At 72.6% G+C, this 22905-nt stretch carries 20 protein-coding genes and 1 pseudogene; 3 read left to right on the top strand and 18 right to left on the bottom strand.

Annotation, left to right across the window (positions count from 1 at the left end):
• Window positions 1-157: 157 nt before the first annotated feature.
• The gene (locus ACFYOP_RS25130; protein WP_356893456.1) at window positions 158-739 is read left to right on the top strand and encodes an N-acetylmuramoyl-L-alanine amidase; all 582 of its coding nucleotides are present in this window, start codon (window positions 158-160) and stop codon (window positions 737-739) included.
• A gap of 60 nt (window positions 740-799) precedes the next feature.
• Here ACFYOP_RS25130 and ACFYOP_RS25125 read toward each other — a convergent pair whose 3' ends face one another.
• The 7 genes from ACFYOP_RS25125 to ACFYOP_RS25095 form a co-directional block, all read right to left on the bottom strand.
• Window positions 800-1393 (bottom strand): ATP/GTP-binding protein, encoded by a 594-nt coding sequence (locus tag ACFYOP_RS25125; protein ID WP_356893458.1) that lies wholly within the window; start codon window positions 1391-1393, stop codon window positions 800-802.
• Complete coding sequence (locus ACFYOP_RS25120; RefSeq protein WP_356893460.1) at window positions 1374-1748, bottom strand: DUF742 domain-containing protein; 375 nt, start codon at window positions 1746-1748, stop codon at window positions 1374-1376. Before ACFYOP_RS25120 ends, ACFYOP_RS25125 begins: the two co-directional genes overlap by 20 nt.
• A complete protein-coding gene (locus ACFYOP_RS25115) occupies window positions 1741-2172 on the bottom strand; it encodes a roadblock/LC7 domain-containing protein (RefSeq protein WP_356893462.1) in 432 nt (143 codons plus the stop codon). Before ACFYOP_RS25115 ends, ACFYOP_RS25120 begins: the two co-directional genes overlap by 8 nt.
• A 19-nt stretch (window positions 2173-2191) precedes the next feature.
• Window positions 2192-4819: a nitrate- and nitrite sensing domain-containing protein gene (locus tag ACFYOP_RS25110; RefSeq protein ID WP_356893464.1), complete on the bottom strand. Its 2628-nt coding sequence runs from the start codon at window positions 4817-4819 to the stop codon at window positions 2192-2194.
• Between the two features lie 223 nt (window positions 4820-5042).
• Window positions 5043-6227, bottom strand: a complete 1185-nt coding sequence (locus ACFYOP_RS25105; protein ID WP_356893466.1) for an NAD(P)/FAD-dependent oxidoreductase — start codon at window positions 6225-6227, stop codon at window positions 5043-5045.
• 87 nt (window positions 6228-6314) lie between these two features.
• A complete protein-coding gene (locus tag ACFYOP_RS25100) occupies window positions 6315-7871 on the bottom strand; it encodes an amino acid adenylation domain-containing protein (RefSeq protein WP_356893468.1) in 1557 nt (518 codons plus the stop codon).
• A complete protein-coding gene (locus ACFYOP_RS25095) occupies window positions 7868-9823 on the bottom strand; it encodes a beta-ketoacyl synthase N-terminal-like domain-containing protein (RefSeq protein ID WP_356893470.1) in 1956 nt (651 codons plus the stop codon). Before ACFYOP_RS25095 ends, ACFYOP_RS25100 begins: the two co-directional genes overlap by 4 nt.
• An 844-nt stretch (window positions 9824-10667) precedes the next feature.
• Here ACFYOP_RS25095 and ACFYOP_RS25090 point away from each other — a divergent pair.
• Complete coding sequence (locus ACFYOP_RS25090; protein ID WP_356893472.1) at window positions 10668-11687, top strand: GAF domain-containing protein; 1020 nt, start codon at window positions 10668-10670, stop codon at window positions 11685-11687.
• 83 nt (window positions 11688-11770) lie between these two features.
• Here ACFYOP_RS25090 and ACFYOP_RS25085 read toward each other — a convergent pair whose 3' ends face one another.
• Both ACFYOP_RS25085 and ACFYOP_RS25080 read right to left on the bottom strand, forming a co-directional pair.
• Window positions 11771-12217 (bottom strand): nitroreductase family deazaflavin-dependent oxidoreductase, encoded by a 447-nt coding sequence (locus ACFYOP_RS25085; RefSeq protein ID WP_356893474.1) that lies wholly within the window; start codon window positions 12215-12217, stop codon window positions 11771-11773.
• Window positions 12218-12301: 84 nt separating this feature from the next.
• Window positions 12302-12496, bottom strand: a complete 195-nt coding sequence (locus ACFYOP_RS25080) for a hypothetical protein (RefSeq protein ID WP_356893476.1) — start codon at window positions 12494-12496, stop codon at window positions 12302-12304.
• Between the two features lie 314 nt (window positions 12497-12810).
• Between ACFYOP_RS25080 and ACFYOP_RS25075 the strand changes: the two are divergent.
• Window positions 12811-13648: pseudogene (locus ACFYOP_RS25075) on the top strand (serine hydrolase domain-containing protein).
• Window positions 13649-13706: 58 nt separating this feature from the next.
• On the opposite strand, the gene ACFYOP_RS25070 reads toward ACFYOP_RS25075, so the two are convergent.
• The 9 genes from ACFYOP_RS25070 to ACFYOP_RS25030 form a co-directional block, all read right to left on the bottom strand.
• Window positions 13707-14378, bottom strand: a complete 672-nt coding sequence (locus ACFYOP_RS25070; RefSeq protein ID WP_356893478.1) for an ATP-binding cassette domain-containing protein — start codon at window positions 14376-14378, stop codon at window positions 13707-13709.
• Window positions 14362-15351, bottom strand: a complete 990-nt coding sequence (locus ACFYOP_RS25065; RefSeq protein WP_356893480.1) for an ABC transporter ATP-binding protein — start codon at window positions 15349-15351, stop codon at window positions 14362-14364. The genes ACFYOP_RS25070 and ACFYOP_RS25065 overlap by 17 nt, the downstream gene beginning before the upstream one ends.
• Before the next feature lie 14 nt (window positions 15352-15365).
• On the bottom strand, window positions 15366-16232 hold the full coding sequence (locus ACFYOP_RS25060; protein WP_356893482.1) for an ABC transporter permease: 867 nt from the start codon (window positions 16230-16232) through the stop codon (window positions 15366-15368).
• The gene (locus ACFYOP_RS25055; RefSeq protein ID WP_356893737.1) at window positions 16225-17190 is read right to left on the bottom strand and encodes an ABC transporter permease; all 966 of its coding nucleotides are present in this window, start codon (window positions 17188-17190) and stop codon (window positions 16225-16227) included. Before ACFYOP_RS25055 ends, ACFYOP_RS25060 begins: the two co-directional genes overlap by 8 nt.
• 23 nt (window positions 17191-17213) lie before the next feature.
• A complete protein-coding gene (locus ACFYOP_RS25050; protein ID WP_356893484.1) occupies window positions 17214-18809 on the bottom strand; it encodes an ABC transporter substrate-binding protein in 1596 nt (531 codons plus the stop codon).
• 107 nt (window positions 18810-18916) lie between these two features.
• On the bottom strand, window positions 18917-19990 hold the full coding sequence (locus ACFYOP_RS25045) for an acyl-CoA dehydrogenase family protein (protein ID WP_356893486.1): 1074 nt from the start codon (window positions 19988-19990) through the stop codon (window positions 18917-18919).
• Window positions 19987-21180 carry an acyl-CoA dehydrogenase family protein gene (locus tag ACFYOP_RS25040; RefSeq protein WP_356893488.1) on the bottom strand — a complete coding sequence of 398 codons (1194 nt, stop codon included), beginning with the start codon at window positions 21178-21180 and terminating at the stop codon, window positions 19987-19989. The genes ACFYOP_RS25045 and ACFYOP_RS25040 overlap by 4 nt, the downstream gene beginning before the upstream one ends.
• Window positions 21177-22145: an NADPH:quinone oxidoreductase family protein gene (locus tag ACFYOP_RS25035; RefSeq protein ID WP_356893490.1), complete on the bottom strand. Its 969-nt coding sequence runs from the start codon at window positions 22143-22145 to the stop codon at window positions 21177-21179. Before ACFYOP_RS25035 ends, ACFYOP_RS25040 begins: the two co-directional genes overlap by 4 nt.
• A gap of 78 nt (window positions 22146-22223) precedes the next feature.
• A complete protein-coding gene (locus tag ACFYOP_RS25030) occupies window positions 22224-22856 on the bottom strand; it encodes an XRE family transcriptional regulator (RefSeq protein ID WP_356893492.1) in 633 nt (210 codons plus the stop codon).
• Between the last annotated feature and the right edge of the window lie 49 nt (window positions 22857-22905).

Here is a 22905-nt window from a genome sequence, read left to right as displayed (position 1 = left end):
GCACACCCGGAGCCTCAACTGCCGTTCGTATCAATGACAGTTGGCGGCCGACGTGTCCTTCCGCGGGCCACTCGGCCGCCAGTACCGTAGGGCCGCGAGGCTCTGCCGGGCCTTGTCCTGCCGCGCTCCCCTGTTCCCCCAACCAGGAGAAGGCCACATGGACCGCAGAACCGTGCTCCGGGGCGCCGCCGTCGCGGCGTCCGCCCCTGCGCTGCTCGCCGTGCCCGGTGCGCGGGCCGCCGTCCGGGCCAGTGCCGACTACCCGCCCGCGGAGTGGATTCCGGCCTCCTCCGCCAACTTCACGGCTTCGAACAGGCCGTCGTCCTACCCGGTGCGGTACGTCGTCGTACACGTCACGCAGGAGAACTACGCCGACACCCTGGGCATCTTCCGCGACCCCGCGAAAAGGGTCTCGGCGCACTATGTGGTGCGCTCGTCGGACGGGCATGTCGCGCAGTGCGTACGGGAGCGCGACGTCGCCTGGCACGCGGGGAACTGGAACTACAACACCTGGAGCATCGGCATCGAGCACGAGGGCTGGGTGGACCGGCCCGCCTACTTCACCCATGCCATGTACGAGCGGTCGGCGGCGCTGACCGCGTCGATCTGCGACCGGTACGGCATCCCGAAGGACCGGGCGCACATCATCGCCCACTCCGAGGTGCCCGGCGCCACCCACACCGATCCGGGCCCGCTCTGGGACTGGGTGCGCTACATCCGTCTCGTCAACTTCGCGTGACGGGGCCGCCGGCCGCGCAAGGTCGGCGGGCGGCGGCCCGGTGCGGGACAGCCCAGGACACTAGCGTCCGGCCGGTGTCATCCGGGCGTACGCCTGCGCCCTCGCCGCTTCCAGCAGCGCGAGCAGCACCGCCTTGCTGGAGCCGCGGTCGCGGACGTCGCACAGCATGACGGGCGTGGCCGGGTCGAGCGCCAGCGCGGATCTGACCTCCTGGGCGGTGCACTCCCGTCTGCCGTCGAAGCAGTTGACGCCGACCGCGAACGGGATCTGGCGCTCCTCGAAGAAGTCCACCGAGGCGAATGAGGCGTCCAGCCGCCGGGTGTCCGCCAGGACCACGGCGCCCAGCGCGCCCAGCGCCAGGTCGTCCCACATGAACCAGAAACGGTCCTGGCCGGGGGTGCCGAACAGATAGAGCACCAGCTGCGGGGAGACGGTGATCCGGCCGAAGTCCATCGCGACGGTGGTCGAGTGCTTGCCCTCCACACCCGCCAGGTCGTCGATCCCGTAGCTGGCCTCGGTGATGCGTTCCTCTGTCTCCAGGGGAGGCACCTCGCTGACCGAGCCGACCATGGTGGTCTTGCCCACGCCGAAGCCGCCCGCGATGAGGATCTTCAGGGCCGTCGGCATGACCGGCTCAGAGCTGGCGGATAGCATCCATCACCCTTTCGATGAGTTCCACGCTCGGCTTCTCAGACTCGTCGGGCGGGGACTGGACCAGGATCAACGAGGAGTTCAGCAGGTCCCCGCAGAGGACTTTCACCACACTGACCGGCAGATCCAGGTGGGCGGCGATCTCCGCCACCGCCACCGCGCGCTCCCGGCAGATCGCCAGGATCTCGGCGGACTCCGGCTCCAGCGGCTCGTGTCCCGCGTCGTCCAGCGACTTGGTGACCACCAGCGTGATCAGCGCGAAGGCATGCTGGCTGTGGCGGGTTCGGCCGCCGGTGATGGCGTACGGCCGGACATGGCGTCCGGCCCCCTCGTCGTCGTGCCACGGCGCCTCAGGCATCCTGGATATGACCGTGGAAGGAAGCCTGCACACGGGGTGCGGCGCTGAGGTACTTGCCCACCTGCTTGACGAGCGTGCCCATTTCGAACGCCATCATCCCGACATCCACTTCCTCTGAGGCGATCGCGGCCAGTCTCGCTCCCCGGCCGGCCGCGGTGACGAACAGGAACGCCTTGTCCATCTGGATGACCGTCTGCTGGACCTCGCCGCCGTGGAAGTGGCGCGCGGCGCCACGGGCCAGGCTGTGCATGCCGGAGCCGACCGCCGACAGATGCTCGGCGTCGTCCCGGGCGAGGCCCTTCGATTTACCGATAAGAAGGCCGTCCCCGGACAGGACAATGGCGCAGCGGATCTCGGGGATCTGCTCGACGAGGCTGTCCAGCAGCCAGTCCAGCTGAGGAGTGGCTCTTACCTGCTCAGTCATTACTGTCTTTCCCTCACAGTTAGTTGGCGCTGGGGTCGGGCGACTGAGCCTGACCGTCCGCGCCAGCCGACTCGTCGGTGTCCGAGTTCCGGGCCCGCTTCATTCCCTGCTGGATGGCCATCATCGTGCGGGCCGATTCGCCGGGGGACAGGCCGCCGCTCTCGTCGTCGGGAGCCTCGCCCTCCGCCTCGGCGGCCTCCTTGCGCAACTGCTGCGCCAGGCTGGCGCCCCGGGTGCGCTGCGGCAGCACGCGGGGTGTCGTCAGGGGCGAGGAGCCGGTCCGGGGGTACCCGTGGCCGGCGGGCCCGGGAGGCGCGGCCTCGGGCTCGGGATGTCCTTGCGGCGGCAGCCACTCGGCGGCCGGGGCCGGGGCGGGCGCCGGAGGCGGAGCCGGGGCGTGCGACTGAGGCGGGGCGGGCGCCGGAGTCGGGACCTGAGCGGGCGCCCCTGGCATGGTCCCCTGACCGGGACCGGGACCGGGACCAGGACCGGGGCCGGGAGGCTGGTGGGCGGATACGGCCGGCAACAGACCTGCACCTCCGTACTCGGGGTACCCCTGGGTGTCGTGGGGCCTGTCCTGCACGGCGGAGGCCGCGCCGCCGCCCGCCATGGCGGGCACCCGGACCTCCGCGTGGAGTTCGGGCGCGGCAGGCGCCGCGGGCGCGGCCTGCGGTTCGGACTCCGCGGCCGCCGACTTGAGGTGCTCCATCAGCGGGGAGTCCTGCTCGTCGAGCAGCGCTGTCGGCACGAGCACGATCGCGAGCGTCCCGCCGTAGACGGACTCGCGCAGCTCCACCTTGATCTTGTGCCGCTCCGCGAGCCTGGCCACCACGAAGTGGCCGAGCCGCGGGTCCTCGCCCAGGGTCATCATGTCGAGCTTGGGCGGGTTCACCAGCAGCCGGTTCGCCCGGGCGCGGTGCTCCTCCGGCATCCCGAGGCCGTGGTCCTCGACGTGCAGGGCCAGTCCTCTGGCGACCTTCGTCGCGCTGACGAACACCTGGGTGTCGGGCGGCGAGAAGTTGGTGCCGTTCTCGATGAGTTCCGCCAGCAGGTGGGTGACGTCGGCGACGGCCCGGCCCGCGAGGGAGACCCGCCGTCCCGGCGGGAGGTTCTTCACCTTGACCCGGGTGTAGTGCTCTGTCTCCGCCACGGCGCTGCGCATCACGTCGGTGATGGAGACCGGGGCGGTCATCCGCCGGGTGGGCGGCGAGCCGCCGAGGATCACCAGGTTCTCGGAGTGGCGGCGCACCCGGGTGGCGAGGTGGTCGACCCTGAAGATGTCCTTCAGCAGGTCGGAGTCCTCGTGCTTGCGCTCGAGGTCGTCCAGGAGCGAGATGAGGCGGTGGATCAGCGTCTGGGTACGGCGGATGAGCTTGGCGAAGACCTTCTCCGTGCCCTCGCGGCCGAGGGACTGGCGGACCGCGGTCTCCGCGGCGACACGCGCCAGCTGCTCGATGGCCGCGTCGAGCCGCCCCAGTTCGTCGCCCGTCCGCTGCCCCTGTGCGGGAAGTTGGGCCGGGTCGAGCGGTTCGCCCCGCTCCAGCTTGGCCAGCGCCTCCGGCAGCCGGTCGTTCGCCAGGTCCTCGGCCTTGTGCTGCAGCTCCGAGAGGCGTCCGAGCACGGACCGCCGTACGCGCAGGGCCAGGACGGCGACGAGGCCGAGGGCGGCGGCGGTGCCGGCGCTCCCGAGGGCGACGCCCAGCAGCAGGCCGTCGGCGCGGTCGGAGCCGGCCTCGGCCAGGTCCTCGAGGAAGGCCGCGTTGAGCTCCTGGAGGTCTTTGACAACGCTGCCGGCGTCGTCCGGCCAGGCCCCGGCCCGGTCCGGCAGCTCGTTGTCGCCGTCGGCGGCCACGGCGTCCTCGACCGACGCCAGCTCTTTCCACGGCCGGCTGTCGGTGAGGTCCTCGTACGCGGCGGCGCCGCCGGCCGGGAGGTCGGGAGCGTGCAGGGAGCCCGCGGCCTCCCGGCGCAGCGCCGTGTACTGGCCGAACCGGGCGCGCTCGGCGGCGGCCATCCGGCCGGACGGCAGAGCCCCGGAGATCATCGCGTCCTCACGCGACAGCATCTCCGTCACCTGCACCAGGGAGGCCGCGGCGGCGACGCTGTTCGCGACGGCCCCGTCGCCGGTCCGGGTGGCGGCGGAGAGCACGCCCGCCGCGTCGGTGACGGTGTCCGTGAAGTACTGGAAGGCGTCGGTGACGGAGAGGCTGCGCGCGTCGATCGCCTTGCGGCGCTCGGCCAGCTTGCCCAGCGCCTTGTCCAGTGCCGTGGCGCGGCTCTTCAGCGCGTCCGTGTCCAGCGCGGACGGCGCGGCGCCGCGATAGTCGTCGATCGCGGCGTCGGTCCTGCCCCGGGCGCTGTCCAGCACGGCGCGGGAGGCAGGGGTGCGGTCCGCCTGCCAGACGGCGGTGAGACGGCGTTCGTCCTGCAGGCTCGCCAGCACACCGTGCGCGGGCCTGCCGACGGAGACGAGCCGGTCCACGTCGGCGCCGACCTGCATCCGCTCGTCGACGAGCCCGGTCGCCGTATAGCCCCACAGTCCCGTGAGGCACAGGGCCGGGACGACGAAGGGCACGGCGAAGGACGTGCGGAGAGATCTGCGCGGGGCGGACCTGTGAGTTGTCCGCTGGGCGCGGGTGCCTGGCATCTGATTCCTCATACGCAGCGAAACACACCACTCATGGCAGTAAGGGACGATTCAATGTCCAAGTACCCCCCACGCTCGGAAGTCTGATGGATCGTCACTCACGGCGGCGGGGCGGGTTGAACCGTACCAGGATCATGCCGTACCTTCACCCGCGCCGTTCAGCCGTATGGATCTTGCCGCCCGGCGGGCGCCGGGAAGGCCGGGACGGACCGGGACGAGCAGGTCACAGCAGTGACAGCAGCTTGGGGGTGTAGAGGGCCCCGACGGTACCGATGCCGGCGACCATGTCGAAGTAGATCGCCGTCAGTTCGGGGTCCTTGCCGACCGCCCGCAGCAGCGAGAGCCGCTGCTCGTGGGGCGCCAGTTGTGCCACCGACAGCGTGGCCTGGTACCCCGCGGCGAGGAAGGCGTCGCGCTCCTCCGCGTAGTTCCGCAGCGCCTCGTCGAGTGTGCCGGGGTCACCGCCGAGCCGACCCCCCACCTGCCGCACCAGCGCCTCCGCCTGGAGGAACGCGTCGCTGATGCCGCGCGCGGTGATCGAGTCCTTGTGGTGGCCGGCGTCGCCCACCAGGGCCCAGCCGGGTCCGGTCGCCTGCCGGAAGAAGTTCTGCTGGTCGCCGGTGCCGCGCAGCCGCTCGACGCGTCGTTTGCCGTCCAGCCGGTCGTACAGGGCCGGGGCGGTGGCCCTGACCTGCCGCAGGTGGGCCGCGCGCGGATCGGTCCGCACCTCGTCGAACCGGGACTGCGGGAAGTACGCCAGGACGAGCGTCGCCCCGTTGTTGGTGGGCACGGCGGCGACCCAGCTGCCGGGGCTCTCGTAGAGCTCGAGGGTGGCCGGCACGTCCTCCCAGTAGCCGTAATACGCGCAGGTCAGCCGGTCGTCCCTGGTGGTGAAGGGGGCTCTGGCGAGTCTGCCGACCGTGGAGCGCATACCGTCGGCGCCGATCACCAGGGGCGCCCGCTCGGTGAAGGGGCGGCCCCCGTGGGTGCCCTCCACACCGATGACGCGTCCCGTGTCGTCGTGCAGCAGCCGGGTCACGGAGGACCGTTCACGGAAGTCGACCCCGGCGGCCACGGCCGCGTCGATCAGGACGGCGTCCAGGACGTGCCGGCGGGGGGCGTATCCGGCCCGCTGTCCCGCGACTCCCCGGCCGCAGCCCTCGAGACGGATGTCGGCCACCTCGTAGACCGCGCGGTCCAGCGGCGGGCATCCGGTGGCGCGTACGGCGTCGAGGACTCCCCAGCGGGCGAGCGCGGCCACGCCGGGCTGGTGGATGAGGTGGGTGGAGAGGGTGTCGGAGGGGAAACCGGCGCGGTCGAGCATCAGCACCCGGTGCCCGGCGCGGGCGAGCAGCATGGCTGTGGGGGCTCCGGCGCAGCGCGCCCCTACCACGATGGCGTCGAACATGGACGTGCGTACCTCACAGACGTGGGGAGGAAGGGGGACGGGGACGGCACGGACGCCGGCAGCGTGCGCACCGTCCGTCGCGGGGATTCAGCGGCCGCTCCGGAGCCGGGCGAGCAGCGCCTGCCGGTCGATCTTGCCGTTCGCGTTGAGCGGCAGCTCCTCCAGGGTCACGATCCGGCGGGGCATCATGTACGGCGGCAGCCGCTCGCTCAGGGCGGAGTACAGCTCCCGGTCGGAGCAGCCGGCGCCGCTGACGGCGGCCTCCAGCTCCGGTTCGCCGTCGGACGCCCGCACCGCGAGCACGACCGCGTCGCGCACCCCTGGCTGCTGCCTCAGCATGGCCTCGATCTCGCCGAGTTCGATCCGGTGGCCGCGTATCTTGACCTGGTGGTCGGTGCGGCCCAGGTGGACCAGGTGCCCGTCGTGCATGGCGGCCCGGTCGCCGGTGCGGTACCAGTGCTTCTCGGTCGGCGTGAGGTCCCCGCCGTCGCGGGCCGCGGCCGCGCCGGCGCCGTCGGAGGGCAGGAACCGGCCCGCGTTGTTCGCCGGGTCCAGATAGCCGGGGAAGCGCTGCGGACCGCGGACGTACAGCTCACCGGCCTCGGCCGGCCGGCCGTCGTCGTCCAGCAGCAGGATGTCCAGCGTCGGGTAGCCGGTGCCGATCGGCACCGTCCCGTTGACCGTGCGGGGCCAGTCCGCCCGGTGGCGGGGCAGCCGGTAGGCGGTGCAGGAGATGGTCAGTTCGGTCGGCCCGTACAGCACCTCCAGGGCGCTGTCCGGGGCGGCCGTCTGCCATTCCGCCGCCGCGGCCAGGGTCAGCGGCTCGCCGCCGAACACGCTCCAGCGCAGCGTGGGCATGCTGCCCGGCTTCAGGGTGCCGAGGCGGGACGCGAAGGTGATCAGCGACGGCACGGAGAACCAGTGCGTGAGCCGGAGCGCGTTGACCGTCCTGACCGGTGACAGGAGCTGGCCGCGCCTGGGCACGACCAGGGTGCCGCCGGACGCCCAGGCGACGAACAGGTCGTGCACCGAACCGTCGAAGGTGAGCTCGAAGGTCTGGGAGAGCCGGCTGCCCGGGCCGATGTCGTACCGGGAGGCGACATGGCCCAGGTAGGCGCAGAGGTTGGCCTGAGAGACGGGAACGCCCTTGGGTGCTCCGGTCGATCCGGACGTGAAGATGATGTAGGCGATGTCGTCCGGACCGGTCTTCGGGTCCGGCAGCCCGTCGGGGGAACCGGCCGCCGGTGACCCCAGGTCGGCGGCGTCCAGCACGAGCAGCGGCGCCCCGGGGTCGGTGCCGGCCCCGGAGGGGTCCGCGAGCACCAGGTCCAGGCCCGCGGTCTCGGCGATCCGGGCCGTACGGGCGGGCGGATGCTCCGGGTTGAGGGGGACGACGGCAGCGCCGCACCGCAGCACGGCGAGGTAGCCGGCGTACGCGGTCACCGAGCGGCTCGCGAGCAGGCCGACCCTGCGCGGGGCCACGCCGCCGTTGAACGCGACGAGCCGGGCGGCGATCCGCTCGGCCAACTCGCGCAGTTCGCGGTAGGTCAGCTGCTCCTCGCCCACTTCGAGGGCGGTGCAGTCGTCCCCGAGGACGGTGGCCGAACGGTCGAACCAGCCGTACACGCTCTGGGGTTCGCTCACGGGGTCCGCGCCTCCATCGCCTGGATCCACTGGCGCAGTGCGCCGACCGTGCGCAGCCCGCCCAGTTCCTCGGGGTCGACCTCGCGGCCGGTCTGCTCGGACAGCTCGACGATGATCCGCAGTTTGGCCAGCGAGTCGATCCCGACGTCGACGAGTGTGGAGTCGTCGTCGAAGGAGGTGCGCGCGTGCTCGCGCAGCACCCAGTCGGCCAGGTCGCCGGTGCGCTCCTCCCGCTCGTCGTCGGGCCAGTAGCGCTTGGTCTGCCAGGGGTAGCGGGGCAGCGGGACGTAGCGGCCGCTCTCACCGGACAGCGCCGGCCAGTCCACGGTGCCGCCGTCGCGGTAGCGGTCCGCGGCCTCGGCCAGCTTCTTCGGCGCCTTCCTGCCCGGGGCCGCGTCCGCCGCGCCGTCCAGCGCCGCGGCCAGCTCCTCGTGCGACGACGCGACGAAGGCCAGCCGGTGTTCATGGTGCCGGCGGCGGGTGGCCGCGCTGTAGCAGAGGTCCCGGAGGCTGAACGCGGCGCCGGGCCCGTCGGGTCCGAGGTACGCGGCCCAGGAGCGGCGGAGCGCGGCCAGGGCGTCGGGCGTACGGGCGGAGAGCGTCAGCAGGTACGGCCCGCCGGCCGGCTCCTCCGTGGCGGGCCGCGCGTCGGCCTGGCGGATCACCACGTGCGCGTTGAGGGCCGAGGAGCCCTGCCCCGAGACCCCAGCGCGGTGCGGCCGCCCCTGGTCGGGCAGGTCCTGGAGCTTCTCCGGTACGAGGACGGGCAGTTCGTCCCAGGCGACCCGGGGGGTGGCGGTGTCGAGGTGCAGACTCGCCGGGACCTGGCCGTGTTCCAGGCACAGTACGGTCTTGATCAGTCCGGCTATGCCGCCCGCGGCCTCCGCGTGGCCGATGTTGGTCTTGACGGAGCCGACGAGCAGCGGGCGGTCCGACGGCCGGCCCTCGCCCAGCACTTCACCGAGCGCGCTGATCTCCAGGGCGTCGAGCACCGGCGAGCCGGATCCGTGCGCCTCCACGTAGTCCACCTCGGCCGGTGACACGCCGGCGTCCTCGTACGCCCACCGGAGCACCTCGATCTGGCCGGTCAGGGACGGGTTCAGCACCGAGTCGCTGGTGCGTCCGTCGTTGCCGACCGCGCTTCCCTCGATGACGGCCCGGATCGGGTCGCCGTCGGCCAGGGCGTCGGCGAGGCGCTTGAGGACGACGACGCCCACCGCGTCGCCCGGGGTGTGGCCGTCGGCGCCCGCGTCGGCGAACTTGCTCCGGCCGTCGGCGGCGAGCGCCCCGGCCTGGGTCATCATGACGCCCTCGTCGGGGCGGAGGATGAGATTCACTCCGGCGACGAGGGCCAGGGGGCTTTCCCGGGCGCGCAGGCTCTGCACCGCGCTGTGCACGGCCGCCAGCGAGGAGGAACAGGCCGTGTCGATCAGGACGCTGGGGCCGCGCAGGTCGAGGACGTAGGACAGGCGGGCGGGCAGCAGGGAGCGGTAGTTGTTGAGCTGTGAGGCGGTCGCCGTGTGCAGGCCCTGGCGGAAGTGGTTCTCGAGGTAGTCGCCCCGCGCGTTGCCGACGAAGACGCCGGTCCGGGTGCCCGCCAGTTCGTCGGGCACCCGGCCCGCGTCCTCCAGCGCGTCCCAGGCCGTCATGAGCAGCAGCCGCTGCTGCGGGTCGAGTTCGAGCGCCTCGGTGGGCGACATCCCGAAGAACTCCGCGTCGAAGTCGGCCATGCCGTCCAGGTAGCCGGCCCGTCGGCTGCCGATCATTCCCGGGCCCGGCTGTTCGGAATGCAGGGCGTCCACGTCGTAGCGATCAGGTGGTGTCTCGCTCGTGGCGTCCACACCGCCTCGCAGCAGGTCCCACAGCTCGTCGGGTCCGTCGGCGCCGGGCAGCCTGCAGGCCATGCCGATCACCGCGACCGACCGTGCGTCGACGTCGTCCGTCCTGTTCATCAGACCACTCCTTAAGATGCTTCGCTTCGTGACGCCGATGCACGAACGCGCTGTTCACTGCTCCATGGGGTGCCGGGCAGAACGGCGGCCGGCCCGTGCCCCGGGGCAGTCGGCACCGCGCGCCGGGCCGCACCGGTCCGGTCCGGTCGGACGGCACGGCTCACCCGGTGGGACGAACTCCGGCGTCGTGCTGCCGGGTTCAGTGCCGGCATGGGTGTCCGGCCTGTCGCGGACTCTCACGGACAGGCAGCACTGACGCTGCTCACGGACGGCGGGGACGGCGCCGGGCCCGCGGCTCGAGGTGCTGCCCATAACGATGTCACCGTGCGGCGGGCGGGGCGCCGCACGACGGTGCGCGGCGTCGGCGGGCCGGCCGCACGGGGGGCACGGGGGGAATCCCGGGCCCCGCCCAGCGGGGCCGGGACCGCGACCTCGGGTCCCGGGACAGAGCGGCTTCCCTGCGTGACATCGGGCGGTACACGGCCGACGGCAGGACTGTGCTGCCCGTGCCCGCGGCAGTGTCCCTGCTGTCCGAACCGCACTTGCCCCACTGCCTGTTCCCCTCCCCGCGGCCCCACGGCGCTGTCCGCCGCATGGATACCCACCGCACGATTGTCATATGTAAAACCGCCACGACCGATTCCGGCTCATGGATTGGCGGGAAGTGATCGATCAAGGTCGAAATCTCGCCCGATTCAGGCGAAATGCGCGGTTCGGCCTGCGGGAAGAGTGCCCTGTGGACGACCCTCGCCCACCCCTGCGGCGATGCGCGCATCACGAGCGAAACGGAAAAGAACGAACTTGGTTAGTGCGCGGTACCGCTGATCTGGTTTCATCTGGTCGCATGGACCCCCTGACACCCGATCAGACCCGGCACTCTGGCGAGCAGCGCAGGCTCCGGCTGCAGGTCCTCGGCCTCAACACCGTTGAGGCCGAGGCCACGTTCGACCGAGTGGCACGGCTCGCGGCGAGCTTCACCCAGTCGCCCCTCGCCATGGTCAACTTCATCAACGACGAGCGGCAGATGTTCCGTGGCATGTATGTGCCGCCGAGTTCCCCCGACGGCGACACCGACACCGAGAGTCGGGGCATCGTCTTCGACCTCAGCGACATAGCCCGTGAGGCCCCGAACGACTACGGCTTCTGCCCCCACGTGGTCGCCCAGGGGTCGCAACTGGCCCTGGACGACGTCTTCGACTACCCCCGGTTCCGGGGCAACGCCCTGGTCAACGACATGGGCGTGCGCTCCTACCTGGGCACCCCGCTGCGGGACAACACCGGCATGATCCTCGGCACGGTGTGCGTGGCCGACGTGGTGGCCCGCAACTGGGACCGCAAGATCAAGGAGGGGATGCAGGAACTCACCGAGACCCTGCTGTCCGAGTTCAAGCTGCGGGACAGCCTGCTCGCGCAGCAGAGCGAGCTGTTCGCCGTCTTCGACGGCGCGCCCTTCCCCATCATGCTCACCGAGGGCCCGCACCATCTGCTGCGCTACGCCAACGGCAAGCAGGGCGCGGCCTTCGGCATGGTCCCCCAGTTCAGCCCGGGGCGGCAGGTCCTGTCCGGACTCGATTCCGTCGGCGTCTTCAACGCGATGGACGAGGCCTTCCACACCGGCCGGACCACCACCCTCCCCCACGCGGCGATCACCACCTACGACTCGCCCTCGCCGCAGGCCTTCAGCTTCCTCTGCACCCCCGTGCGGACCTCGCCGAGCGCACCGGTCAGCGGAGTGCTGACGGTGGCCATGAACAGCCACGAGTCCTATCCCGCCGCCGAGCAGCGGGTGTTCGCGGCCAACGTCCAGGAGCGGTTCGAACAGCTCGGCACCAACGGCTTCGGCAGCGCGGTCCCCGGCCGCTAGTCCGCCCCTGTTCCCCGTACCCCCGTTCCCCGCCCCCCGAATCCGGACCGGTACGCCCGCCGGCGTACCGGTCCCCCGCTCTCTCAGCGGTCCCGGTCCGGCACCTCGGCGACGAAGACGGGGATCTCCCGGTCCGTCTTCTTCTGGTAGTCGTCGTAGTCCGGATACGCCTCGACGGCGCGCCCCCACCACAGCGCCTTCTCCTCGCCGGTCACCTCACGCGCCGTCATGTCCCGGCGGACCGGGCCGTCCTGGAGCTCGATCTGCGGGTCGGCCTTCAGGTTGTGGTACCAGGTCGGGTGCTGGTGCGAACCCCCCTGTGAGGCGACCAGCGCATAGGCCCCCGCGTGCTCGACCCGCATCAGCGGGGTCTTGCGGATCTTGCCGCTCCTGGCCCCGCGGGTGGTGAGCACGACGACCGGCATCCCGCGCAGCGTCGTCCCGCGCCGGCCGCCCGAACTCTCGTACTCCTCCACCTGTTCGCGCACCCAGGCTTCGGGGCTCGGCTCATACTCGCCCTCGAGAGGCATCGCACACGTCCCATCGTCGTCGCATCAAGTCGTCCGCGGAACCGGCCACGGCCGCGCTGCTCCCCCGCGCCACCACCGTACCGATCAGGGCCTGAGGCTGCCCACGACGTTGGCCGTGGCCGCGATGCCCTCCTGGATGGTCGGCGCCATGCTGGTGCCCGCAAGGAAGAAGCCGAGCAGGGCGCAGACCACCGCGTGGCTCAGCTTCAGCCCGCCGCTGCGCAGGAAGATCACTGCGAGCACCAGCAGGAGCAGCACCACCGAGATCGAAATGGCCATCGCCAACCTCCTTCGCCGCGCCGGAATTGCGGCATTCGGCGGCCAGTCTGGCGCAGCGGAGGTCTCGTACGGCCGACTGGCGTGTCCGCCGAACGGGTGTGCCTCGCGAAGTTTCCGTTTCCGGTCGGCGTCCGTACGCAGGCGGCCCGGCGGCAGCCGTCCGTCCCCCGGCCCGCGATGGGCCGGTCCTGGCCGCCCAGGCAGCCCGCGCGGCTCCTAACGGGTGGACTCGCTGGAACGCGGATTGCACAGAGACCTGGCTTACGGGTGCCGGTGGTGATGTTGCCGCCCTGAGCCCGTGCACCCCGGACCGACTGAGACGTACCCCCTACCGCCGCCTGTTCGCCGCAGCAGTGCTCGTGGCGTCTGCTCTCACACCGATGGCAGCGGCTCCCGCCACAGCCGTCCACACCGGGAGCGTCGCCCGGCACGACAAGGACGACTGGCCGACACCCGCGAGCCGATGGCCGCCGACGCCTACGTCCGGATCGGAAGCGAGACGAAGACCTTCACGGTCACCGCGCTGCTCGAGCTCGTGGACGACGGTCGCCTCGGGCTGGACGACCCGATCTCCGCCTACATCGACGGCGTGCCCAACGGTGACCGGATCACGCCGCGTCATCCGGCCGGGATGCGCGGCGGCCTGTTCCCGTACACCTCCGACCCGGACTTCATCCACGACCCGCAGGGAGCCGAGTTCCCCGAGCCGCACCCGCGCGGCTACACCGACCAGACACTGAGCGGCTCGGTCGCCGACGCCACGGACCGGAACCCGAGTTGGGCCTGGGCCGCCGGTGCGATGATCTCGGACCTGCACGACCTGCGCCGCTGGGCCGAGGTCGTCGCCACCGGAGGGCTGCTCAGCCCCGAGACCCAGGCGCAGGGGCTCAGGACGCTGCCGACCGGCTTCCCCGGTACCAGCTACGGCCTCGGCATCCTCGAGACCAACGGCTGGACCGGGCACAACGGCTCGATCCCGGGCTACGAGACCGTGACCGTCTACCTGCCCTCGCAGAAGGCCACCTGGTCATCATGATCAACACGGACATCCAGAGCCAGGGCCTGGAGCCGTCCGCCCTCCTCGCCCGGGCGATCACAGCGGTCGCCACCCCGCACAACGTCTACGACAGCGCGGTCGGCCCGCCCCGGTAGACGCCGATCCGCGACGGCCTTCGGCCGCCCGTCATGTGCCGTACGCGAGGGCGGCGGCTCAGCGCTCCGCGATCTCGGACCAGTCGACGGTCCGGTCGCACCAGCGGTTCAGCAGGACGTGGTCGTGGCCGACGGCGAGGAGCCCGGCGCCGTGCTCGCGGCGGTAGTCCTCGACGACGGCCACCAGCGCGGCGGTCGTCGACGCGTCGAGCATGGCCGTCATCTCGTCGCAGACCAGCCAGCGCGGCCGCAGCACCAGCGCCCGTGCGAGACAGGCGCGTTGGAGCTGGCCGTCGCTGACTTCGTGGGGCCGCCGGCCGAGGAGTTCGCCGGTGAGGCCGACGGCCGCGGCGGACCCCTCGGCGCGGTCGGCGGCCTCGGACCGCCGGTGGCCCGTGGCGCGCAGCGGTTCCGCGATCAGCTCGCGCAGCGAGAGCCGCGGGTCGGCGGACAGCCGGGGCTGCTGGAACACCACGCCGACGGCGGTGCGCAGGGCGCGCGGCGCGCGGTGACGCCGGCCGTCCCCCGGTTCCACGGGGGCGCCGTCCATCACGACACGGCCGGCGTCGGGCCGGTGCAGCAGGGCCGCGACCTTGGCGAGGGTGGACTTGCCGCAGCCGCTGGGGCCGAGCAGCCCGACCGCCTCGCCGGGGGCGACGGTCAGGGAGGCACCGCGTACGACGGGCCTGCGGCGGTCGTAGCCGGCGGTGATGTCACACAGTTCGAACACGCTGCGGCTCCTCGGCGTGATGGCAGGCGGCGCCGTCGGTGAGGCGGGGAAGCACGGTGCACGCGTCGTCGGCCCGCGCGCAGCGCGGCGCGAAGGCACAGCCGTCCGGGAGGTCGCCGAGCTCGGGCGGCAGCCCGGGGATCGGGGCGAACTCCCGCTCCGGCAGGGCGTTCAGCAGACCGCGGGCGTACGGGTGGCGCGGGCCGGGACCGCCGAAGAAGTCGCCGGCGGCCGTGAGTTCGACGATCCGTCCGGCGTACATGACGGCGACCCGGTCGGCGACGCGCGCCGCGGCCGCGAGGTCGTGCGTGATCAGCAGCAGTGCGCGCCCTTCGTCCGCGAGGCGGCGCAGTTCGTCGGCGGTGTGGTCGACGAGCGCGCGGTCCAGGCCGGTGGTCGGCTCGTCGGCGAGCAGCAGCGGCGCGTCGCCGACGAGCGCGATCGCGGTGGCCGCGCGCTGTGCGAGTCCGCCGGAGAGTTCGTGCGGGTGGCGGTCGAGGTGGTCGGCGGGGAACGCGGCGCGTTCCGCCGCCGCCGCGACTGCCTCGCGTGCCGCTGGGCCGCGCCGTCCGGTCAGGGCCCGTACGGTCTCCGCGAGTTGGGCGCCGACGGTGCGCACAGGGGTGAGGTGGGCCGCGGGGCTCTGCGGCACCAGCCCGACGAGGCGGCCCCGGACGGTGCGGGCGAGGGTGCGTTCGTCGGCGCCGAGCAGTTCGACGCCGCCGACGACGGCAGAGCCGGCGGTCTGGGCGTTGGCGGGCAGCAGTCCGAGGAGCGCGGAGGCGAGGACGGACTTGCCGCAGCCGCTCTCCCCGACGAGCGCCAGGCACTGCCCGGCCGCGAGGTCGAACGAGACGTCGCTGACGGCGGCCACATGCCGGCCGTCGCGCATCCGGAAGCGCGCCGACAGTCGGCGTACGGCCAGCACGGTGCGCGCCGTACCGGCGGCCCCGGCCGGCGCAAACCCGTTCATGTCGGATCGCGGGCTCACAGCATCAGCTCCGATCGGCGGCGGGGGTTGATCCGTTCGCGCCAGGCGCCGGCCAGGCCGGCCACGGCGAGGGTGGGGACGATCAGGAACAGGCCGGGGAACAGCGTCGGCCACCAGTCGCCCGCGAGCAGCGAACCCCGCGCGGACTGCACGAGATTGCCCAGGCTGGCCTGGTGGGTGGGCAGTCCGAGGCCCAGGAACGACAGCGCCGACTCGTGCCACATGGCGTGCGGCACCATCAGCACGGCCGCGAGCCCCGCCTGCGGCAGCACGCCCGGCAGCAGATGCCGTACCGCCACCCGCCGCCGGCTCGCGCCGCCGCTGATCGCCGCGTCGATGTACGGGCGTGAGCGCAGCGACAGCACTTCGGAGCGGACGATCCGGGCCGTGGACAGCCAGTGCGTGAGCGCGACGGACGCGATCACCGGCCACACCCCGGGCCGGAACATGGCCACGACGAAGATGCCGAGCAGCAGGTGCGGCACGGAGGAGAAGGCGTCGACCAGCCGCATCAGCACCCGGTCCGTCCAGCCGCCGGCGACGGCGGCCGCCGCGCCCACCACCGTGCCGATCACGGTGGCCACCAGGGCCGCGGCCAGCCCCACGAGCAGCGAGACGCGCAGTCCGTAGACGCAGCGCAGCAGCAGGTCGCGGCCGACGTCGTCGGTGCCGAACGGGTGGGCGAGGGACGGCGGCCGCAGCTTCATCGACAGGTCGACGGCCTGCTGGTCGAGCTGGGCGAGCGGTGGTACGAGCAGCACCGCCAGCGCCACCGCGGCCACGGTCGCGGCGGAGACCGTGACGCGTACGGTCCGGGTGGAGCGGCGCGTGCGGCCGTGCGACTTCCAGGCGAGGTCAGCCATCGAAGCCCACCCTCGGGTCGGCCAGTCCGTAGAGCAGGTCGGACAGCAGGTTGCCGAGCAGCACGGCCGCCGTCGCGAGGACGGTGAGCGCGGCGAGCAGCGGGAAGTCGACGGAGGTGGCGGCCTGCACGGTGGCGGCGGCGATGCCGGGCCAGCTGAAGACGGTCTCCACGAGCAGTGCTCCGGTGATGAGTTCGGGTACGCGGGAGCCGACGAGGGTGAGCATCGGCAGCATCCCCGAGCGCAGCGCGTGGCCGACGAGGACGGTGCCCTCGCCCAGGCCGCGGGCGCGGGCGCCGCGTACCGGGTCCTCGTCGAGGGCGTCGCCGACGCCCTGGCGCACGTACAGGAAGAACCACGGCAGTTGGCTGAGGCCGAGGACGGCGGCGGGGAGCACCAGGTGGGTGGCGACCTGTCCGGCGGTCACGGTGTCGGACGCGGTGTCGGTGAGGCCGCCGGCCGGCAGCACGCCGAGTTCGAGCGCGAAGAACCAGATGGCGAGGAGTCCGAGCCAGAAGGCGGGCGCCGCCTCCAGGGTGTAGGCGAGGGAGCTGACGCACCGGTCGAGGTGTCCGCCGCGGCGGCGGGCGGCGAGCACGCCGAGGGCGGTGCCGAGCGCGATGGCCGGCGCGAAGGCGGTGGCGGCGAGGAGCACGGACCAGCCGATGCGTTCGGTGATGACGTCGGCGACGGGCCGGCGCATCAGGCTGGAGTCGCCGAGGTCGCCGGTGAGCGCGCCGGTCAGCCAGTTCCACCAGCGGCTGACGAGAGGCTGGTCGACGCCGAGGTTGGCCCGGATCTGGTCGAGGTTCTCCTGCGAGGCGGTGAGCCCGGCGGTGCCGGTGTACGCCTTGACGGGGTCGAAGGGCGAGGCGGCGGCGACGGCGAAGACCGCGAAGGTCACGGCGAGGAGCACGGGGACGGCGGACAGGGCCCGCCGTCCCGTCATCCGCGCCATCGCCCCCAGGGGCAGGGCGCGTTTCACTTCTTCGGCGTCCAGTCCTCGACGTTCCACCAGGGCCCGGAGGCGAGGCCGTGGTCGTGCGGTTCGACCTGGGTGGTGAGGCCGTCCCACCGGTCGTTGACGACGTAGACGTGGTCGATGTGGGTGAGGAAGGTGTAGCCGGGGTTCTTGACCAGTTCGCGCTGAACGGTGTCGTAGGCGGCCTTGCGTTCGGCCTTCTTCCCGCTGCGGCGGCCGGCGTCGAGGGCCCGGTCGACGGCGGGGTTGTCGTAGTGGGCCATGTTGTTGAAGCCGTCGCCGGCCAGGGAGGACTTGAGCAGCAGGTACTGGTCGAAGTCGGGGTCGCCGGGCGCTCCGCCGCCGGCGAGGACGGCGTCGTGCGCCATGCGCGGTTCGATGACCTCCCAGCTGCCTGCCTTGGTGGTGATGTCGATGCCGGCCTTCTTGGCGTCGGAGGCGTAGGCGAGGGCGTGGTCCTGGCGGAGCTTGTCGCCGGTCAGGTACCAGAGCGGGAAGGCGGCGCGTACGCCGTTCTTGACCCGGATGCCGTCCTGGCCGGGCTTCCAGCCGGCCTCGTCGAGGATCTTCTTCGCCCCGGCGAGGTCGTGGCGGCGCTCGGTGCCCCGGGCGAACCAGTCGCTGCCGGTGGGGACGGGGCCGTAGGCGGGCTTGCCCGCGCCTTCGAGGATGCTGTCCACCATGGCTTGGCGGTCGACGGCGATGTCGAGCGCGCGGCGCACCGCGGTGTCGCCGGTGACCTTGTTGCCGGCGGGCAGGGTGACGGTGCGGTAGTCGTAGGTGGTGGCCCGGTACGTCTTCCTGCCCTGCTCGTTCTTGAAGCCCCGGGCGAGGTTGGGCGGCAGGACGGCGCCGTCGAGGTCGCCGGCGCGCAGCCGGGTGGCGCGGACGTCGTCGTCCTTGATGACCGCCATGGTGAACTTCCCGACCGCCGGGGCGCCGCCCCAGTAGTCGGGGTTGGCCCGGAAGCTGATCTTCTCGCCCCTGGACCAGCCGGTGAGGACGTACGGGCCGGTGCCGACCGGCTTCGTGGTGAACGGGCCGGTGTTGACGTCCTGTCCGCCCGCGACGTGCTTCGGCGCGATGGGCAGGACGGTGCGCTGGGCGAACGGCGCGTAGGGGTACTTGAGGGTGAAGACCACGGTGTCGTCGCCGACCGCCCTGACGTCCTTGACGGCGTCGAGTTCGGTGCGGGACGGGTTGTTCGTCTTCTCGTCGAGGACGGTCCGGTAGGTGAAGACGACGTCCTCGGCGCCGAACGGCTCGCCGTCGCTGAACTTCACGCCACGGCGCAGTTCGTAGGTGTAGGTGAGGCCGTCGGCGCTGACCTTCGGCAGTGCGGCGGCGAGCGCGGGCCGCAGCTTCATGTGCCGGTCGAAGGCGAGCAGGCCGTCGAAGATCTTGGAGTTGCCGTCCTTGCCGTAACCGAGCAGCGGGCTGAGGCTGTCGGGTTCGTAGGCGATGCCGACGACCACCGAGTCCTTCGCCCTGGCACCGCCGGCGCCGCCGCCCGGCGCGGAGCAGGCCGCCGCGCCGAAGGTCAGCGCGGCGGCCATGGCCGTGGCGGCCGCGGTCCGTATCGATCGGCCCGTCATGCGCGTACACCCCTGTTGAAGATCACCCGTTATTGCAAACTGCTCGCAATTAAACCTCATGTAAAGGGTGCGACGGAACCAGGGGTGTTACGCGGTGACGGGCCTCCCTACGGCGCCTGCAGGTCCACGAGCCCGGCGAGCGCCTCCTTGTGGCGTCCGGGCGAGCCGAGGGCGACCTCGTCGGCCTTGGCGCGCTTGAGGTACAGATGGGCCGGGTGTTCCCAGGTCATGCCGATGCCGCCGTGCAACTGCACGCACTCCTCGGCCGCGTGGACCGCGACCCGTGAGCAGTACGCCTGGGCGACGGCGACCAGGAGCGGGGTGTCCGGGCTGCCGGTCGCGAGCGCGTCCGCGGCGGCGCGGGCCGCCGCCCGGGCGGAGACCACCTCGAGCCACAGCTGCGCCATGCGGTGCTTGAGCGCCTGGAACGAGCCGATCGGACGGTTGAACTGGTGGCGTTCGCCGGTGTGCCGGACGGTCTCCTGAAGGCACCATTCGGCGAGGCCCAGTTGCTCGGAGGCGAGCAGTCCGGCACCGGCGAGCAGACCGCGGCGCACCGCCGCCTCGCCCGCCGCCGCGTCGGCGAGAAGCGTCCCGCCGTCCGGCGCGGTGACCGCCGCGAGCGGGCGGGTGAGGTCGAGCGGGGTCAGGGCCTCGATCCCGGCCTCCGCCGCCTCCACGGCGTACAGTCCGTCGGCCCGCAGCACCAGCAGCACATCGGCGCTCGCCGCGTCCGCGACGCCGGTGATGCGGCCGCCGCCGTCGGGCAGCGGGCCGTCGGGGGCCGTGGAGAGCGGCACCGCGAGGGCGGCCGTGCGGCTGCCGTCGGCCAGCGCGCCGAGCAGTCCGGACACCGCCTCCGTGCGCGTCCCGAGGGTCAGCAGCACCTCGGTGGCGACGACCGAGCTGGTGAGGTACGGCGCGGCGACGATGCCGCGGCCCAGTTCCTCCAGCACGACCGCGGCCTCGCGGTGGCTCGCGCCCTGGCCGCCGAGCTTCTCGGGCACCAGCAGACCGGCGGCGCCCATCTCGGCGGCCAGCGAGGTCCACAGCCGCGGGTCGTGGGGGGTACCGGCCTCGGCGCGGACGGCGAGTTCGGTGGTGTCGCCGCGGGCGGCGACGAGGGACCGTACGGCGGCGCGCAGGTCGTCCTCGGTCTCCGAGTAGAGCAGATCCGTCATCGCGCGAGGTCCTTCCAGGCGACGTCCTTGTCGTTGCGCGGCTCGGAGGGCAGCCCGAGGACGCGCTCTGCGACGATGTTCAGCAGCACCTCGGTGGTGCCGCCCTCGATCGAGTTGCCCTTGGACCGCAGATAGCGGTACCCGGCGTCACGACCGGTGAAGTCCACCAGCTCGGGCCGGCGCATGGTCCAGTCGTCGTACAGCAGCCCCTCCTCGCCCAGCAGTTCTACCTCCAGGCCGCTGATCTCCTGGTTGAGGCGGGCGAAGGCGAGTTTCATCGCGCTGCCCTCGGGGCCGGGCTGGCCGGCGACGAGCTGCTGGCGCAGCCGCTCCCCCGCGAGGCGGGAGACCTCGGCGTCGACCCACAGGGTGAGCAGCCGCTGGTGCAGGTCGTGGGTGCGCAGTTCCGGGCGTTCGCGCCAGGTCCTGGCGATCGTGCCGATCATGCCGCCCTCGCGGGGCAGCCGCATGCCGCCGATGGCGACGCGTTCGTTGTTCAGCGTGGTCTGGGCGACCTTCCAGCCCGCGCCGATCTCGCCGAGGCGGTGCGCGTCGGGGATCCGGACCTCGGTGAGGAAGACCTCGTTGAACTCGGCCTCGCCGGTGATCTGGCGCAGCGGCCGGACCTCCACGCCGGGGTCGGTCATGTCGCAGATGAAGTAGGTGATGCCCCGGTGCTTGGGCAGATCGGGGTCGGTGCGGGCGATGAGGATGGCCCAGCGGGCCACGTGCGCGCTGGAGGTCCACACCTTCTGGCCGGTGACGATCCAGTCGCCGGTGTCGCCATGCGCGTCACGGACGGCGCGGGTGCCGAGCGCCGCGAGGTCGGAGCCGGCGCCGGGCTCGCTGAACAGCTGGCACCACACCTCCTCGCCGATCCACAGGGGGCGCAGGAAGCGCTCCTTGACCTCCTGGGAGCCGTACTTGAGGATCGTCGGCGCGGCCATGCCGAGGCCGATGCCGATACGGCGGGGATCGTTGTCGGGTGCGCCGGCGGCGGTGAGTTCGGCGTCGACGACGGCCTGGAGGGCGCGGGGGGCGTCGAGCCCGCCGAGGCCCTTCGGGAAGTGGACCCAGGCGAGGCCGGCGTCGAAGCGCGCCTTGAGGAAGTCGGTGCGGTCGGTGGTGGCCGGCGGGTGGTCGGCCAGCAGCTTCCGGGTCAGGTCGAGGAGTGCGGCGGCGTCGGTCATCGGGCAGCTCCGTCCGGGACGACGACCAGGCGGCCCGTGGTGGTGCCGTCGGCGACACGCTGCACGGCGCCTGCGGCGTCCTTGAAGGGGACCCGCTCACTGATGAGCGGCTTGATCAGGCCCTTGGCCGCGTACTCGGTCAGCGTCCGGTGGCAGCGGCCGATGGAGGCCGGGTCCTTGGTGGCGTACAGGCCCCAGTGCAGGCCCATGATCGAGTAGTTCTTGACCAGGGCGTGGTTGAGCGCGGGGGCCGGGATGTCGCCGCTGGCGAAGCCGACGACGACGATACGGCCCTCGAAGGCCACGCACTTGGCGGACTTGGCGTAGGCGTCGCCGCCGACCGGGTCGTAGACCACGTCCGCGCCGCGCCCGCCGGTCGCCTCCTTCACGGCGGCGACGATGTCGTCGGCGCGGCGGTCGATGACGACGTCGCAGCCCAGTTCGCGGGCGACGGCGGCCTTCTCCGGCCCGCCGGCGACGCCGATGACCCGGGCCCCGGCCGCCTTGCCGAGCTGTACGGCGGCGCTGCCGACCCCGCCGGCGGCGGCGTGGACCAGGAGGGTCTCGCCCTCCTTGAGCGCGGCCCTGCGGTGCAGTCCGAACCAGCCCGTCTGGTAGCCGATGTGCATCGCGGCGGCCTCGGCGTCGTCGAGCGACTCGGGCGCCGGGAGCACGGCGGCCGCGTCGGCGACCACGTACTCGGCGAGCCCGCCGCCCGGCAGGACCGGGTTGGCGATGACGCGGCGGCCGTCCTCGGTCTCGCCGCAGACCTCGACCCCCGGGGTGAACGGCAGCGGCGGCCGCACCTGGTACTGCCCGCGGCAGAGCAGGGCGTCCGGGAAGTTGATGTTCGCGGCTCGGACCTTGAGCAGGAGCTGTCCTTCGCCGGGCGTCGGCCGGTCCACCTCTTCGAGCCGCATCACCTCACTCGGCTCGCCGTTGCGGTGCACTTGCCATGCCTGCATCTCGGGGCCTCCACACGTAGGGCAGTACTGTGCTGTGCCCCGCATACTAAGCGGTCGCTTGCCCGGCGGGAAGCCCCCTCAGGCGCCCTTCGGCCTGGCCCGTACATGCATCCGCTCCCCCTGCGGGCCGAAGAGGCTCAGGAACTCGACCGGCTGGTCGTCGGCGCAGCCGAACCAGTGCGGCACCCGGGTGTCGAACTCGGCCGCCTCCCCCGCGCCGAGCACCACGTCGTGGTCGCCGAGCACCAGCCGCAGCCGGCCGGAGAGGACGTACATCCACTCGTATCCCTCATGGGTGCGGGGCTCCGGCTCCTCGCCGAAGACCTTGTGGACCACCTTGTACGCCTGGAGCCCGCCGGGCCGCGCCGTGAGCGGGTACATGGTCCGGCCGCCGCGGACGATGGGTTTGGCGCGCACCCGCGGATCGCCGACCGGCGGCGCGCCGACCAGTTCGTCCAGTGGGACCTGGTGGGCGCGGGCGATCGGCAGCAGCAGTTCCAGGCTGGGCCGCCGGCCGCCGGACTCCAGGCGGGAGAGGGTGCTCACGGAGATGCCGGTCGCCTCGGAAAGCGCGCCGAGGGTGGCGCCCCGCTCGCGCCGGATGCGGCGGAGGCGGGGGCCGACCTCGTTCAGCACGGCGTCGAGCCGCGCGTCCTCGCGTCCGTCATGCCGGCCGGGTCCGTCGTGTGCGTCGTGCTGGTCGTCACTCATCCTTCCATTGCAGAAACAGCAACGCCTTTTGTCAAATGAGTACGTGACG

It is taken from the genome of Streptomyces sp. NPDC006294, assembly GCF_042870895.1.
In the GTDB taxonomy this organism is placed as follows: Bacteria; Actinomycetota; Actinomycetes; order Streptomycetales; family Streptomycetaceae; genus Streptomyces.
Note: the sequence above shows the minus strand (reverse complement) of the source record. Positions and strands in the feature narration are given on the sequence as shown.